The organism is Algibacter sp. R77976 (assembly GCF_044594645.1).
GTDB lineage: Bacteria > Bacteroidota > Bacteroidia > Flavobacteriales > Flavobacteriaceae > Algibacter_B.
Genome location: NZ_CP138989.1, coordinates 727,484 through 744,204 on the forward strand (window position 1 = coordinate 727,484; position 16,721 = coordinate 744,204).

The window sequence follows — 16,721 nt, forward strand, 5'->3', positions numbered from 1 at the left end:
AGTGTTCGAAATACAAAAGTAATATATATAAGTTCTAAGTTAAAACAGGCTTAACTTTATTTTGTATCGACAATTTTTCTATTTCAATAGCAATTAATTGTAATGCTTTTTCACTTTCATTTAAGTCGTTTAAAACATCCGTTTTAATATCTTGAAACTTGTTTTTTAATTCGCTAAACAACGATTTATAATACAAAACACCTTCGTTTAAGTTTTTAGTAAACGTTACTAAGTATTTTTCTTCCTTTTTATTCATTACAACTTTAGCATCTTCTAATTTATTTTTTAAATAATCGATGTAAATGTAAAGTTCTTTAATAAATAGATTTGGACGATCTGTTCTAGTAATCATATTAGCTCTTCCATAAATATGGTCTGTCATATTCTTTAAGCTCATCACTTTTGAATAATATGCCATATTTGGTCCTGGGCAAATAGATACACCTTCGCCTTCTACTCTTGTTTCTATATTATAAGCCAATAATGCAGAAGTCCCTAACCCAACGCAGGTACAAGATTTTTCTACAATTTTATTAAATTTAGCTTCATATTCTTTTGAAGATAAACCTTCCTGGTCTAACTCTTTAATTTTTAAATATTGATATTCTCTTGATGCGGTACAAATTCCTTTTTCTTTAAATTCTTTGTTTAAAGCAACAAACTTTTTAGGACATGCGCTTCCTGGTCTACCCTTATTAATTAACACCTCTTTCTCAAAATCTTTGGTGTTATCTTTAAGGTTATTAAATGGCACTCCCAAAGGAGAAATATCACTTAAATATAAATCTTCTTCTTTAGCTTCTACAAGCTTATCTAACGTTTTGTTATCTACGGTTGTAGCTTCTGGAACAAGTAAAAAAGGAGATCCCCACCCTACAGAATCTAATTGATATTTATCAATTAAAAATTCATGTTCTTCGTGAGTACCAACTCCTCCTTGAGCTGTGATTTCAATTCTTAAGGCATGTTCTGGAACTATACGCCCTTGGTTGGTTAATTCTTTTTTCATAACCTCCTCAATAGACGTTCTAAGCTCCTCTCGCTTTTCTTTAAACTCTTGTAAAACAGGACCTAAAAGATAACCATCTGTAGCAAAGGCATGACCACCACAATTAAGACCAGATTCAATTCTATATTCTGAAACCCATAAGCCTTTTTTAGCTAAAAATTTTCCTTGGATTAAAGCTGATCTATAATCACTAACTTTTAAAATAATTTTCTTTTCAAAAGCGCCGTTAGCATTAGGGTAAAAACTATCAAATTGATTCATGTAAGCAAACAGTCTAGGATTCATACCTGCTGAAAGCACTACTGAAGCTTTTAAATTACTATTTACAAAACCTCTTAAAGCTGCATGAGCATCATTATACTCTATCGGTAATTTTTCATCTTTTATATAATTATCTTTATCAACTTTGGTCATGATGTTTACATCAATACTTCCCTTTTTTAAATTATGAGAAATCCATTGTTTAATTTCAGATACATTACTCCCTTTATCTAAAAGGTTTTTAAATTCTGATTTTATTAATGATCCGGTAGGAAGCATGTTTAAATAGGCTTTAAAATCGTCACCTTTTTCTAGGGCAATACTTTTTAAAGCTTCAAATTTTTTATCAACTAAATCGTTCATCAAATTTAAATACGATGTAATTCGTTTAGCTCTAAAATCATCAACTTTATCTGTTATCTCAGCATATGGGATTTCAAATTTATCGCTGTACATTTTCCTTAACTTCTCTAATAATATATCGTCAACTAAAGAAATAACAGAATCTATTCCGTATTGGGCAACCTTTAAAGGCGAATCTATTGTAAACCCAATTCCCATAACTGGTATATGAAATGAATGTGTTTTTTTCATAAGTAGTTTTATTTGTTTATAGATAAAATAAAAGGGCAAAGGTACTAGCTAGACCTTACTCATAGTATGATATTTATCATACAATTAAATAGTAATGGTTTTAAGCAATCGTAGATTAATTCTAATTATGAGAAAAAAGAATACTCAAATAATTACAAAAAGCACGGTTTAAATAGTCATTTTTTTAATTATTCCTAAACATAATTCGTCTATGTAAAAAAATCAATAAATCTTATTAAACTATGCGCTCTTTCATTATAGCTTCACTATTTTTATGCTTAAATTTTTTAATAGAACGATATATGTCCGTAGAGCCAAAATTAACACGATTCAATCAAAGTGTTTTATCAAAATACCAGATATACAATAGTATATTTATGACCTTACCTTTTGACGCCGTAACAAAAACAGGTGTCTTACTCCCTTTATTTCATGAAACTTGTAAAAAAGGTTTTAAACAAGGAGATAACCCTACAACTATTGTAGAAACATTTTTTCAAAAATACCAAGCACGTAGAAATAAAGAAAGCCAAATTAACCTATTGTTTAGGTTTATTCAATATATAGAGCGTCAAGTGGTATTATTTGATGCTATTGAAGATGCAGCTTTTCCAGTTGTAAATAATATGGAAGGTGTTGGTACTTTAAGAAATTTAAAAGGAACTGCTTTATCTGAAGGCAACCTAGAAGCCTTACAAAAATACCTTGACGAGTTTAAAGTTCGTATTGTTTTAACAGCGCATCCAACACAGTTTTACCCGGGATCTGTTTTAGGTATTATAACTAATTTAACAGAAGCCATAAAAGAAAACAACTTGTCTGAAATTAATAATTTATTTGGACAATTAGGAAAAACACCTTTCTTTAAACACCAAAAACCAACGCCTTATGATGAGGCTACAAGTTTAATTTGGTATTTAGAAAACGTGTTTTATGAAACATTTGGCTCTATATATAATTACATCCAAACTAGTATTTATGACGATGGAAAAAAACACAACGAAATTATAAATATTGGTTTCTGGCCAGGAGGAGACCGAGATGGGAATCCTTTTGTAAAACCAGATACCACATTAAAGGTTGCTAAAAAATTAAAGCAATCAATTCATAAAAAATACTACGAAGACTTAAAAGACTTAAGAAAAAAGCTAACTTTTAGAGGGGTTGAAGAGCGTGTTATTAAGTTAGAAACTATATTTTATAGCTATAGTACAAATCAAAATGGTGATGATGAAGATATTATGTCTTCAAGAGAACTTATTAGAGAATTACTAAGTATTAGAGATGTTATAGTCAATGAACATCAATCATTATATGTAAGTGAAATTAATAATCTAATTAATAGAGTACATATTTTTGGGTATAGTTTTGCGTCTTTAGATATTCGTCAAGATAGTAGAATTCACCATAGCGTTTTTACTACGGTAATAGATAGTTTAATTGCTACAGGTAACTCTTCATTCCCAGACAATTATCATGATTTATCTGAAGCCGATCAAATTAACATACTATCAAAAGCTACAGATGACATAGCTGATATAGAAGCTTTTGATGATGAAATGGTTAGAAATACATTAAAAACCATTTCTATTATAAAAGACATTCAAAAAAGTAATGGCGAACGAGGTGCAAACCGTTACATAATAAGTAATAATCAAACGGCACTTAACGTGATGCAATTATTTGCTATGTTAAGAATAGTTGCTTTTAAAGATGAATTAACAGTTGATGTTGCGCCACTTTTTGAAACTATCCCGGATTTAGAAAATGCGCCTGGAGTTATGGAGCAACTTTATACTAATCCAGAATACATGGCTCATTTAAGAGCAAGAGGAAGTAAACAACACATTATGCTAGGTTTCTCTGATGGTACAAAAGATGGTGGATATTTAATGGCCAACTGGGGTATTTATAAAGCTAAAGAGTTGCTAACTGAAATGTCTAGAAAATATGATGTAACGGCGATATTCTTTGATGGACGTGGCGGACCACCAGCGCGTGGTGGTGGAAAAACACATCAATTTTACTCTTCATTAGGACCAACTATTGAAGACAAAGAAGTACAGTTAACTATTCAAGGACAAACTATTAGTTCTAATTTTGGAACATTAGATTCTGCACAATTCAACCTAGAACAATTAATAAGTTCTGGAATAAAAAACAGAATTGATGGTGAGAAAAATAAAATGTCTAACACAGACAGAACGGTTATGACAGATTTAGCCGAAACAAGTTACCAAACTTATAAAGACTTTAAGAGTCATGCTATGTTTATTCCATATTTAGAACGCATGAGTACTTTAAAATTCTATGCCAAAACCAATATTGGAAGTAGACCTTCAAAACGAGGTACATCAGATAAATTGGTGTTTTCTGATTTAAGAGCCATTCCTTTTGTAGGTTCTTGGAGTCAATTAAAGCAAAACGTTCCAGGTTTTTATGGTGTAGGAACTGCACTTAAAAAATATGAAGATAATGGTGAATTTAGTAAAGTAGAAACACTTTATAAAAACTCCAAATTTTTCAGAACACTATTAGAAAATAGTATGATGTCTTTAACTAAATCGTTCTTTGACTTAACAAAATATATGTCTAAAGACGAAGAGTTTGGAGGTTTCTGGAACATTATTCATGATGAATACCAAACAACAAAAAGGCTACTTTTAAAGCTTACAGGTTATGAAGAATTAATGGAAAACGAGCCGTCTGGAAGAGCATCTATCGAAGTTAGAGAATCTATTGTATTACCGCTACTTACCATACAACAGTTTGCTCTTAAAAAGCTTCAAGAATTTGAAAAAGCAGGTGTTGCTGCTGATGATCCAGACAAAATTATTTATGAGAAAATAGTAACACGTTCTTTATTTGGTAATATTAATGCTAGTAGAAACTCGGCATAAGTATTATAAATAATGTCTATAAAAGTAAAGCCTTCATCTAAAAAATGAAGGCTTTTTTATGGAGTTATGTTAATTGATTTTAAACAGAGTACTTATAATACTATAATACTTTGACCTCTTTATTATTCTGAAAGTAAACACAAAAAAAAAGGACACCTTGCATAACGCAAGATATCCTTTTCATCAAACTAAACTAAACTAAATTATTACAGGATTAGTGCTCATTTAAACGGAAATCTGGATAAGCATCCATTCCATGTTCATGTGCATCCAATCCTTCTATTTCTTCTTTTTCAGAAACTCTTATACCTACTGTTTTCTTAAGCGTAAATATGATTAAGAAAGAACATACCAAGCAAAATACTGCATAACAAGCAACACCTGTTAACTGAATTAAGAATGTATGCTCTGGGTTTGTTGAAAAGATTCCAACTGCTAAAGTTCCCCAAATACCACATATTAAGTGTACTGCTATTGCTCCAACAGGATCGTCTAATTTAATAGCATCTACAAAAGCAACCGCAAATACGATAAGCGCACCTGCAATAGCACCAATTATAATAGCACTTTCTGGAGTCATAACATCTGCACCAGCAGTAATACCAACCAAACCACCTAAAATACCATTTAAGAACATGGTTAAATCTAAGTTTTTGTATTTAATAAAAGATACTAAAGCAGCAACAACACCACCTGCAGCAGCAGCTAAACATGTTGTAACTAAAGTAAGTGATGTTAATTCTGGATCGGCAGAAAGTACAGAACCCCCATTAAATCCAAACCATCCTAACCAAAGTATTAAAACACCAGCCGTAGCTAATGGAATACTATGTCCAGGAATTGCTTGAGGTTTTCCGTCTTTAAATTTCCCAATTCTAGAACCTAATAACCAAACAGCCATTAAAGCTGCCCAACCACCTACAGAGTGAACTAATGTTGAACCTGCAAAGTCATAGAATCCCATTTGATCTAAGAATCCACCACCCCATTTCCAAGAACCTGCAATTGGATAAACTAATCCAACATAGATTACTGTAAAAATCATAAAAGGTCCAATTTTCATACGCTCAGCAACAGCTCCCGATACAATTGTCGCAGCGGTAGCAGCAAACATACCTTGAAATAAGAAATCTGTCCACCATGTATAACCACCATCAGCATATTCTGGAGTCATTCCGTTTTCTGGGGCTGCAATACCAAATCCTGCAAAATCAATAAATCCTGCTGAACCTTCAGCAAATCCAGGGTACATTAAGTTAAATCCTGCTATGTAGTATAATAATAACCCAACAGTTATTATAAAAATATTTTTAAATAAAATGTTAATCGTGTTCTTTTGTCTTGTTAACCCGATTTCTAAAAATGCAAATCCTGTGTGCATAAAGAAAACAAGTGCCGTACAGATCATCATCCATACATTGTTAGCTGTAAATAATCCTTCCATATTATTATATTATTTTATTTTGATGTTTTCTTTAAAGTGTCTCCTCCTTTTTCTCCAGTTCTTATTCTATAAGTTTCTGTAATGTCTGAAACGAAAATTTTACCATCTCCAACTTCTCCTGTAGCAGCAGATTTTAATAAGGCTTCTAAGGTTACTTGTTCAAAATCGTCATTTACTACTATTGATAAGTATCTTCTTTGAATATCGCTAGTACTATAACTTACACCTCTGTAAACATGTCCTTCTTTTTCATTACCTAAACCTGTTACATCCCAATAAGAGAAGAAGTTTACATCTACTTGATGCAATGCTTCTTTTACAGCACTAAATTTAGATTTTCTAATAATTGCTTCAATTTTTTTCATAATTCATTTATCTTATAATTGTTTAGTTGGTTAAAATAAGAAAATATTTAATTTTGATAACTAACCTTTATAAATCCTATTATTTTTTATGTCTTTATAAAAATCTAAAAGACGCCTTATTTCTAAGGCATCTTTTAGATATTATTTTAATTTTAAAAAATTTAATCTTCAATTTCTCTTTGTCTCTTACCTGGGTAAGCAATAGAACCATGTTCTGTCCAGTCAAGTCCAGCAATTTCTTCTGCCTCAGTAACTCTTAAGCCAACTGTCTTTTTCATAATACCTAAGAAAATGAAAGACAAACCAATTGCCCAAGCAGCATATGCTAAAACTCCAATAGCTTGAGCGCCTAACTGAGCAGCTCCACCACCATTGAATATTCCAATACCAGCATCACCATCAATACCCCAAAGACCTATTACTAAAGTTCCCCAAGCACCGCAAATACCGTGTACAGAAATAGCACCTACAGCATCATCAATTTTTAATGTTTTTTCTACAAAACCAATTGAGAACACCACTAATAGACCTCCTAGTAATCCTGCTAAAACAGCACCACCTTCACTCATGTTTCCACAACCTGCAGTAATACTTACTAATCCAGCAAGTGCACCATTTAAAGTCATACTTAAGTTTGGTTTTCCATTTTTAATCCAAGTTAACAATAATGCCCCTAAAGCACCTGCAGACGCAGCTAAATTAGTAACAAGAACAACTTGAGAAGCTGCGGTAGCGTCGTCACCACCCCAAGCTAATTGAGAACCTCCATTAAAACCAAACCATCCTAACCAAAGGATAAATACACCTAAAGTAGCATACATTTGGTTATGACCGTGCATTTCGATTGGTTTACCATTAAGGAATTTTCCAATTCTAGGTCCTACCATCCAAGCAGCAACAAGTGCAGCCCATCCACCCACAGAGTGAACAATAGAAGAACCAGCAAAATCGATAAATTCAGCAGGCATTATACCATCAGTATTGTTTAACCAACCACCATTCCATTCCCAACCACCAGCGATTGGATATATGAAAGCCGTTAATATAATACTGAAAATTGCGTATGTTGTATATTTAGTTCTTCCAGCAATAGCTCCAGAAACAATAGTTGCAGCAGTAGCAGCAAAAACCGTTTGGAAGAATAAATCTGCAGCTCCTTGAGAGAAAGTAAAACCTCCCCAATGGAAGAAACCTCCACCCATATCTGCTCCATACATTAAAGAATACCCTATAAACCAGAAAGCTAAAGAGCCAACTGCGATATCTAGGAAATTTTTCATCGCTATGTTTACAGCATTTTTAGAATCTGTCATTCCAGATTCAACTAAAAAGAAACCTGCTTGCATGAAGAATACTAAGATACCTGAAATAAGCATCCACATCATTCCCATGTCGCCTTCAATGGCAGCAGTATCTTGAATTATAAGGGGCATGTTTAATAAAGACATATTTTATAATTTTTAGGGTTAGTTAATTAAAAAAGCAAGTTCTCTAAGTTTTAGAGAACTTGCCTTATTCTCTTTTTTATATTTTTTTCTCTTAGAAAGAGTATATTGCTGCTAAAACAAAAGAACCTAAACTTTTAGATCCAGCTAAATCATTATCGATAAATGCTTCTTCGCTTGCGCTATCTAATCTAAGTTCTGGTTTAATAGTTAAGTTTTCTATAGCTAAGCTTCCTGTTAATGTCACAGCAAATACAGAAGAATCACCATCAGCATCACTTGCTCCAATAGCTCCAAAGAACTCAGTTTCAGCAAAATATTCACCTCTTAATCCAATAGTAAATGAATCAGAAGTTGCTAATTGTGGGTACAAAGCAACACCTGCAAATGAACCACCATCATCCTCAACAGTTAAATAGGCAGCATTAATTCCTAAGAAGAAATCATCAGATAAATCAAATCCACCTGTAAAATCAACCTCAGTAAATGAAGGATCTAATAAAAAGTTTAAGAATTGACCTTTATAACCTAATTGTGCACCAAATGCATAATCTCCAGTTGGGTTAAATTCAGTTAAATCCGTGTCATTCATTACCCCTAACATTAAGCTAAAATCATCAGATAAAGCAATATCAGCTTTTAAACCTGTATGACTAAAAGGCCCGTAAGAAAATAAGTAAGATGTACTGTAGTTAAAATTAGCTGTTGGAGAAATAACCTCATAACCTAAAAAAGTATTAAAGTTACCCATTGTTAATGTTACGGCATCACTTACATTCCAGTATGCATATAATTGATTAACTATGTTTCCAGTTGCAGAGTACATTGGAGAAGCAAAAATAGCATCTGTTCCTCTTGGACCTACTACTAAATCAGCTACAAAACCTGTTTTTTCGCCTTCATAAGAAAAAATAACATTAGCCATACCTAAAGCAAAACCTGGTAGGTTAGCAAAAGACGATCCAGGAGCGATTGCATTCTCGTCGCTTGGCGCCGTAAGGTTAGCTCTGTAATAAGCATCAACACTACCGCTGATTGATAATTTTGAACCTTCTTCTTGTGCAAATAACGCTGTTGCTACAAAAAGCATTGAAAGTGTAATAATTTTTTTCATCATTGTTTATTTTTAAGTTATTTAATTTAAATAGATCTAAAATTTGATTAGTTTTTGTTCTGAGTTAAGTTTTTTTAGATCTAAAATTTCCTTAAGAACGGGGCTAAACTATGTGAAAAACATTTAACCCCCATAAAAAATAGGGGTATTTGACTAACTTTTGTAGATATTTTATTTTTTACCCTATTTTTTTAAGGGTATCATGCTAATTTTTTGTTTTATTGAATTATTAACAACTGTGATAATTCAATTATTGTCAGTATTTTCTAATTATTCATACAATAATTTGCGTTTATTAATTGATTTCTTAACATAAATTCAGATATACCTATATATTAACAAAATTTTATAGATTAATTATTTATTAAAAAAGGGGTTTAATATTGATATATAATTATTTTTACATCCAGTTGACTTCTAAAATCGAAATAATGAAATACACCGTATGGTAATTCAAATCTTAGAGCGTATCTTAGCTTTTCAACCCAAGTTTTTAAATTAATTTATTGTTGACTATGATTAAAAAGCAAGGACTTTATTTGCCAGAATTTGAACACGAGAACTGTGGTGCAGGTTTTATTTGTAATCTTAAAGGAGAAAAAACAAATCAAATCATTCATGATGCTCTAGAAATTCTTGTAAAACTGGAACACCGTGGTGGTGTAAGTGCCGATGGAAAAACTGGTGATGGTGCTGGGTTATTAATTGATATCCCTCATGATTATTTTAAACGTGTTTGTGATTTCGATATCCCAGAACAAAGAGCATATGCTGTAGGTATGGTATTTTTACCTAAAGTTGCTAACCAATATAATTTTTGTAAATCTACATTTGAAAAAGAAGTAGAAGCTCAAGGGCTTTCCATTTTAGGATGGCGTAAAGTACCTGTTGACTCAACTCAATTAGGTCAAATTGCTTTAGCATCAGAACCTAATATAGAACAACTATTTGTAGGCAAAACAGAAGCTATTGATGAGGCTACTTTTAAAGCTAAATTATACGCTGCAAGAAAAATAACAGAACACACTATTAGAAAATCAAAAATTTCTGAAAGTGGTTATTTTTATGTACCAAGTTTATCTACAACAACCTTAATATACAAGGGTATTATTATGCCTGAAGATATTGGACCATATTATACCGATTTACAACAAATAGATTTAGTAACACGTTTGGCTTTAGTACACCAACGTTTCTCAACAAATACAATGCCTACTTGGGAATTGGCTCAGCCTTTTCGACATATGTGCCAAAACGGTGAAATAAATACGCTTCGTGGTAATGTAAGTAGAATGCGTGTTCGTGAAGAAATCATGAAAAGTGATGTTTTCGGACCACAAATAGATAAATTATTCCCAATAATTTTACCAGGAAAATCAGATTCTGCTTCTATGGATATGGTGGTTGAATTATTAACACATACAGGAAGATCATTACCAGAAATTATGATGATGATGATTCCTGAAGCATGGGAAAAACATGCAACTATGTCTGAAGAGCGAAAAGCTTTTTACGAATATAACGCGTGTATAATGGAGCCTTGGGATGGCCCTGCATCAGTACCATTTACAGACGGAGATTATGTAGGTGCTTTACTAGATAGAAATGGTTTAAGACCTTCAAGATATACAGTTACCAAAAGTGGAAAATTAATTATGTCTTCGGAAATTGGCGTAGTAGATGTTGCTCCAGAAGATGTAAAAGAACATGGAAGACTAGAACCAGGAAAAATGTTCTTAGTCGACATGAATGAAGGACGTATTATTGAAGACAAAGAAATAAAAAGTAAAATAGTTTCAGAAAGACCATATAAGGAATGGTTAGACAAAACACGTTTACACTTAAAGGACGTAGCCTACACAAGTGAAACATGTCCTATTGAAACTATTGATATTAAAACACGCCAGCGCTTATTTAACTATACGTTTGAAGATATTCAAGAGGTTATTACACCTATGGCAATCGTAGGTAAAGAAGCTTTAGGGTCAATGGGAATTGATACACCTTTAGCTGTACTTTCAGATAGACCTCAATTAATATCCAATTACTTTAAACAATTATTCGCACAAGTAACAAACCCACCTTTAGATGGTATTCGTGAAGAAATTGTTACAGATATTAGTTTAAATTTAGGTAAGGACAGAAACATTTTTAGCATTACAGAAAGGCAATGTAGAAAGCTAAGAATTCAGAACCCTGTTATTTCAAACGCCGATTTAGAAAAGATTAGAACCATTGATATAGATGGTTTCAAAGCTGAAACCATTCAAATGCTATACCCAAAAATTGAGGGTATGAATGGTTTAGAAAATGCACTTGATGATATTATCATTCAAATTGAAAAAGCTTTAGAAAGAAAAACAAATATTATTATTCTTTCTGATAGAGGCGTAAATAAAGATTTTGCTCCAATTCCAGCGTTATTAGCATGTTCTTATGTAAATCATCAATTAAATCGTTTACGTAAGCGTTCTTATTTCGATATTATTATAGAATCGGCAGAACCACGCGAACCACATCATTTTGCAACTTTATTTGGTTATGGCGCAAGTGCTATAAACCCATATATGGTTAACGAAATTATCAGAATGCAAGTTAAAGAAGGCTTCATTACTGGTATGGACGAGCAAAAAGCAGTCGATAATTTCAATAAAGCTATTGGAAAAGGTATTTTAAAAGTAATGAACAAAATTGGTATCTCTACACTACACTCGTATAGAGGTTCTCAAATTTTCGAAATTGTTGGTTTCAACTCTCAATTTGTAGAAAAATATTTCCCATACACCGCTTCAAGAATAGAAGGTATTGGATTATATGAAATTGAAAAAGAAATTGATCAACGTTATAAACAAGCATATCCAGATAATTCTATCGATAAAAACTTAGGTTTAAATATTGGTGGCGATTATAGATGGAGGCGTAATGGTGAGCGCCACTTATTTAACCCAACTACAGTTTCAAAATTACAACAGGCAGTTAGGTTAAGTGATCAGGCTAGTTACGATGTTTATGCAAAAGCAATAAATGAACAAGCTGAAAACTTAATGACCATTCGTGGTTTATTTGAGTTCGATAACTTAGACCCTATTCCTTTAGAAGAGGTAGAACCTTGGACAGAGATTGTTAAAAAGTTTAAAACCGGAGCCATGTCTTACGGATCTATTTCTCGTGAAGCTCATGAGAACTTAGCAATCGCAATGAATAGAATTGGCGGAAAATCTAATTCTGGTGAAGGTGGAGAAGATAGAAAACGTTTCCAAAAAGATATAAATGGAGATAGTCGTAACTCGGCTATTAAACAAGTAGCATCTGGTCGTTTTGGAGTAACATCACATTACTTATCAAGCGCCAAAGAGATACAAATTAAAATGGCACAAGGTGCTAAGCCTGGTGAAGGCGGGCAACTACCTGGTGAAAAAGTTTTACCATGGATTGCCGCGGCACGTAACTCAACGCCTTTTGTAGGGTTAATTTCACCACCACCGCATCACGATATATATTCAATTGAAGATTTAGCACAATTAATTTACGATTTAAAAAATGCTAATCGCGAAGCAAGAATAAATGTAAAATTAGTATCAGAAGTTGGTGTTGGTACAATTGCCGCTGGTGTAGCAAAAGCTAAAGCCGACGTTGTATTAATTGCAGGTTATGATGGTGGAACTGGAGCTTCTCCTTTAACATCGTTAAAACATGCAGGTTTACCATGGGAACTTGGTTTAGCAGAAGCGCAACAAACTTTAGTTTTAAACAACTTGAGAAGTAGAATAGTTGTAGAATGTGATGGCCAGTTAAAAACAGGACGCGATGTAGCTATTGCAGCACTATTAGGAGCCGAAGAATTTGGTTTTGCAACAGCACCACTAGTAGCATCAGGATGTATTATGATGCGTAAGTGTCACTTAAATACGTGTCCTGTTGGTATTGCAACTCAAGATAAAGAGTTACGTAAAAACTTTAAAGGAACTCCAGAACATGTAATTAATTTCTTCTACTATATCGCAGAAGAATTAAGAGCAATTATGGCTCAATTAGGATTTAGAACTTTGGCTGAAATGGTTGGTCAAACACATAAAATAAATGCTAATAAAGCTATTAAGCATTATAAAGCTAAAGGACTAGATTTATCAAGTATACTGCACAGACCTACTGCTTACAGACAACTTACGGTAAGAAATACAGAAACTCAAGATCATAATTTAGACGAAGTTTTAGACTTTACAATACTAAAAGATTCTCATAGAGCTTTATATCGTAAAGAGAAAATGACTTTAGAGTATCCAATAAACAATATAGACCGTACAGTAGGTGCTATAGTAAGTAACGAGATTTCTAAAATTTATGGTCATTTAGGGTTACCTGAAGACACCATGAATATTAACTTTACTGGTTCTGCCGGACAAAGTTTTGGAGCCTTTGGAGCTCATGGATTAACATTTACATTAGAAGGAAATACTAACGATTATTTAGGTAAAGGGTTATCTGGAGCCAAACTAATTATTAAGAAACCTGCTAAGGCCGATTTTATAGCCGAAAACAATATTATTATTGGTAATGTATGTTTATTTGGAGCCGTTGCTGGTGAAGCTTACATAAATGGTATTGCAGGTGAGCGATTTGCAGTAAGAAACTCTGGTGCTACAACAGTAGTTGAAGGTGTTGGAGATCATTGTTGTGAGTACATGACAGGTGGTAAAGTAATCGTTCTAGGTACAACCGGAAGAAACTTTGCTGCAGGTATGAGTGGTGGTATTGCTTATGTTTACGATCCAGAAAACAAATTTGTAAATGGATTATGTAATACTGAAACTATAGAGTTTGAAGATATTACAAGTGAAGATGCATTAGATTTAAAACAAACTATTGAAAAACACGCACTATATACAGACAGTAGTCTTGCAAAAAAATTATTAGCAGATTGGGATACTAGTCTTGCTAATTTTGTAAGAGTGATGCCAATAGAATACAAACGTGCTTTAAAACGTTTAGAGACTGAAGAACCAATGGTAGAAGAATTAACAACAGCATAGTGTCATGGGAAAAGTAACTGGATTTAAAGAATTTGAAAGACAAGATGAGAGCTACAAACCTGTAGAAGATCGTGTAAAGCATTATAAAGAATTTACTGAGCCGCTTTCTGAAGAAGAAATAACAAAACAAGGATCGCGTTGTATGGATTGCGGTATTCCGTTTTGCCATAGTGGTTGCCCATTAGGAAATTTAATTCCTGATTTTAACCATATGGTACACCAAGGTGAATGGCAAAAAGCCTCTTGGATACTACATTCAACAAACAACTTTCCGGAATTTACTGGTAGATTGTGCCCTGCACCATGTGAACAATCATGTGTATTAGGTATAATTGAAGATCCTGTATCTATCGAAAATATAGAAAAAAATATTGTTGAGCGTGCCTTTAAAGAAGGTTGGATTAAACCTCAGCCACCAAAAACAAGAACAGGAAAAACAATTGCTGTTGTTGGTTCTGGACCTGCGGGATTAGCTGCTGCGCAACAATTAAATAGAGCTGGACATACGGTAACTGTTTTTGAGCGTGATGATGAAGTTGGAGGTTTGTTACGCTATGGGATTCCAAACTTTAAAATGGAAAAAGGCATTATAGACCGTCGTGTTGCTATTTTAGAAGCTGAAGGCATTACTTTTAAAACTAACGTAAATGTTGGTGTTAATTATAATGTTGAAGATTTAAAAGCATTCGATTCTGTTGTACTTTGTGGTGGTGCTACAGAAAGAAGAAGTTTACCAACACCTGGTATTGATGCTGATGGTGTGGTACAAGCTATGGATTTCTTAACACAACAAACTAAAGTTGTATTTGGAAAAGAAGTTAAAGATCAAGTATTAGCAACAGACAAAGACGTTATAGTAATTGGTGGTGGTGATACAGGTTCAGATTGTATAGGAACATCAAACCGTCAAGGAGCAAAATCGGTAGTTAATTTTGAAATTATGCCAAAACCTCCAGGACACCGTTCGCCAACTACACCTTGGCCTTTTTGGCCATTGCAATTAAAAACATCGTCTTCTCATAAAGAAGGTGTTGAGCGTAATTGGCTAATTAATACTAAAGAATTTGTTAAAGATAAGAGCGGAAAATTAACAGCTTTAAAAACGGTTAATGTTGAGTGGAAAATGGTTCCTGGACAACGCCCGCAATTAATAGAAATTGAAGGTACCGAAAAAACATGGCCATGCGATTTAGCTTTACTAGCCTTAGGTTTTACAGGTCCTGAAAGCACTTTAGCTGATAAATTAGGATTAGATAAAGACGCACGTTCTAACTACAAAGCAGAATACGGAAAATATCAAACAAACGTTCCTAACATATTTACTGCTGGTGATATGCGTCGTGGACAATCGTTAATTGTTTGGGCTATTTCTGAAGGTAGAGAAGCTGCAAGACAAGTAGATATTTATTTAATGGGTAAATCTAATTTACCTTCTAAAGATGTTACTGGTGATTTAGTTGCTATGTAATCCTTATAATAATTAGTATAAATAAAAAATGCGAACTGAAAAGTTCGCATTTTTTATTTATTTTTTTTCGTATTAAGCATTTTTCATAAACTCTTCCGCCTTCTTAACCATATTTTTACTTCCACAAATAAATGGTACGCGCTGGTGTAATTCTGTAGGTTCAATATCCATTATTCTAGTAAACCCATCACTTGCAATACCATTAGCCTGTTCTGCTAAATATGCCATAGGATTACATTCATATAACAATCGTAATTTACCATTAGGGTTTTTAGACCCTTGAGGATACATATATATTCCGCCTTTAATCATATTTCTATGAAAATCTGATACTAAAGACCCAATATATCTAGAAGTATAAGGTCTATCTTCTTCTTCCTTCTGGCAATACTTTATGTAGTTTTTAATCCCTAAAGGAAAATCAAAATAATTACCTTCATTTACAGAATAAATATTTCCATCTTCAGGAAATTCCATATTAGGATGCGATAAATAAAACGACCCAATAGCAGGGTTTAATGTAAAGCCATTAACGCCATCGCCAGTCGTATAAACTAACATTGTAGATGTTCCGTAAACCACATATCCTGCAGCGACTTGTTCGCTTCCTTTTTGTAAAAAATCTTCAATTTGCACAGGAGTTCCTACCGGAGTTATTCGTCTATAAATAGAAAAAATAGTTCCTACCGAAACATTCACATCAATATTTGAAGACCCATCTAAAGGATCAATTAAAACAATATATTTATTTTGATGATTTTCATCTTGGCTATTTATACATATAAAATCATCTTCCTCTTCACTAGCAATACCACAAACTATATTTCTATTTGTAAGTGTTTGGATAAACTTATCATTAGCATAAACATCTAATTTTTGTTGATCCTCACCTTGAATATTAGTATCACCTGCTTTTCCAATAATATCGACTAATCCGGCTTTGTTAACCTCATGATTTACCACTTTTGCTGCTAATCGAATTGAGTTTATAAGACTTGATAATTCTCCCGAAGAATATTGAAATGACGCTTGGTTTTCAATAATAAACTCTCCTAAGGTTTGTAGTTTTTGAGACATATATATTGGTTTTG

Annotated in this window: 9 protein-coding genes; 3 read left to right on the forward strand and 6 right to left on the reverse strand. The window is 33.0% G+C overall.

Annotated features, from left to right (window positions below):
* Positions 1 to 34: 34 nt before the first annotated feature.
* Positions 35 to 1,864 carry a hypothetical protein gene (locus tag SJY43_RS03175; RefSeq protein ID WP_396602399.1) on the reverse strand — a complete coding sequence of 610 codons (1,830 nt, stop codon included), beginning with the start codon at positions 1,862 to 1,864 and terminating at the stop codon, positions 35 to 37.
* 302 nt (positions 1,865 to 2,166) lie between these two features.
* Here SJY43_RS03175 and SJY43_RS03180 point away from each other — a divergent pair, with 302 nt between their 5' ends.
* Positions 2,167 to 4,764: a phosphoenolpyruvate carboxylase gene (locus SJY43_RS03180; protein ID WP_396602400.1), complete on the forward strand. Its 2,598-nt coding sequence runs from the start codon at positions 2,167 to 2,169 to the stop codon at positions 4,762 to 4,764.
* A 214-nt stretch (positions 4,765 to 4,978) separates the two neighbouring features.
* Here the strand turns inward: SJY43_RS03180 and SJY43_RS03185 are convergent, their stop codons facing one another.
* The 4 genes from SJY43_RS03185 to SJY43_RS03200 form a co-directional block, all read right to left on the reverse strand.
* The gene (locus SJY43_RS03185) at positions 4,979 to 6,208 is read right to left on the reverse strand and encodes an ammonium transporter (protein ID WP_396602401.1); all 1,230 of its coding nucleotides are present in this window, start codon (positions 6,206 to 6,208) and stop codon (positions 4,979 to 4,981) included.
* Positions 6,209 to 6,222: 14 nt separating this feature from the next.
* Positions 6,223 to 6,573, reverse strand: a complete 351-nt coding sequence (locus SJY43_RS03190; RefSeq protein WP_396602402.1) for a P-II family nitrogen regulator — start codon at positions 6,571 to 6,573, stop codon at positions 6,223 to 6,225.
* A 161-nt stretch (positions 6,574 to 6,734) separates the two neighbouring features.
* Positions 6,735 to 8,021 (reverse strand): ammonium transporter, encoded by a 1,287-nt coding sequence (locus SJY43_RS03195; RefSeq protein WP_396602403.1) that lies wholly within the window; start codon positions 8,019 to 8,021, stop codon positions 6,735 to 6,737.
* A 91-nt stretch (positions 8,022 to 8,112) separates the two neighbouring features.
* On the reverse strand, positions 8,113 to 9,132 hold the full coding sequence (locus SJY43_RS03200) for a porin (RefSeq protein WP_396603385.1): 1,020 nt from the start codon (positions 9,130 to 9,132) through the stop codon (positions 8,113 to 8,115).
* 515 nt (positions 9,133 to 9,647) lie between these two features.
* On the opposite strand from SJY43_RS03200, the gene gltB reads away from it, so the two are divergent.
* Together gltB and SJY43_RS03210 are read left to right on the forward strand one after the other, a co-directional pair.
* The gene (gltB, locus tag SJY43_RS03205) at positions 9,648 to 14,162 is read left to right on the forward strand and encodes a glutamate synthase large subunit (RefSeq protein ID WP_396602404.1); all 4,515 of its coding nucleotides are present in this window, start codon (positions 9,648 to 9,650) and stop codon (positions 14,160 to 14,162) included.
* Positions 14,163 to 14,166: 4 nt separating this feature from the next.
* Positions 14,167 to 15,630, forward strand: coding sequence for a glutamate synthase subunit beta (locus SJY43_RS03210; protein ID WP_396602405.1), 1,464 nt, complete (start codon positions 14,167 to 14,169; stop codon positions 15,628 to 15,630).
* A 72-nt stretch (positions 15,631 to 15,702) separates the two neighbouring features.
* Here SJY43_RS03210 and fbp read toward each other — a convergent pair whose 3' ends face one another.
* Positions 15,703 to 16,707 carry a class 1 fructose-bisphosphatase gene (gene fbp, locus SJY43_RS03215; protein WP_396602406.1) on the reverse strand — a complete coding sequence of 335 codons (1,005 nt, stop codon included), beginning with the start codon at positions 16,705 to 16,707 and terminating at the stop codon, positions 15,703 to 15,705.
* Positions 16,708 to 16,721: the final 14 nt, after the last annotated feature.

Bases quoted from the DNA above. Each gene is read 5' to 3' on its own strand.
- SJY43_RS03175 (WP_396602399.1), bottom strand. From the start codon at position 1,864: ATGAAAAAAACACATTCATTTCATATACCAGTTATGGGAATTGGGTTT.
- SJY43_RS03185 (WP_396602401.1), bottom strand. From the start codon at position 6,208: ATGGAAGGATTATTTACAGCTAACAATGTATGGATGATGATCTGTACG.
- SJY43_RS03200 (WP_396603385.1), bottom strand. From the start codon at position 9,132: ATGAAAAAAATTATTACACTTTCAATGCTTTTTGTAGCAACAGCGTTA.
- SJY43_RS03180 (WP_396602400.1), top strand. From the start codon at position 2,167: ATGTCCGTAGAGCCAAAATTAACACGATTCAATCAAAGTGTTTTATCA.
- gltB (WP_396602404.1), top strand. From the start codon at position 9,648: ATGATTAAAAAGCAAGGACTTTATTTGCCAGAATTTGAACACGAGAAC.
- SJY43_RS03195 (WP_396602403.1), bottom strand. From the start codon at position 8,021: ATGTCTTTATTAAACATGCCCCTTATAATTCAAGATACTGCTGCCATT.
- fbp (WP_396602406.1), bottom strand. From the start codon at position 16,707: ATGTCTCAAAAACTACAAACCTTAGGAGAGTTTATTATTGAAAACCAA.
- SJY43_RS03190 (WP_396602402.1), bottom strand. From the start codon at position 6,573: ATGAAAAAAATTGAAGCAATTATTAGAAAATCTAAATTTAGTGCTGTA.
- SJY43_RS03210 (WP_396602405.1), top strand. From the start codon at position 14,167: ATGGGAAAAGTAACTGGATTTAAAGAATTTGAAAGACAAGATGAGAGC.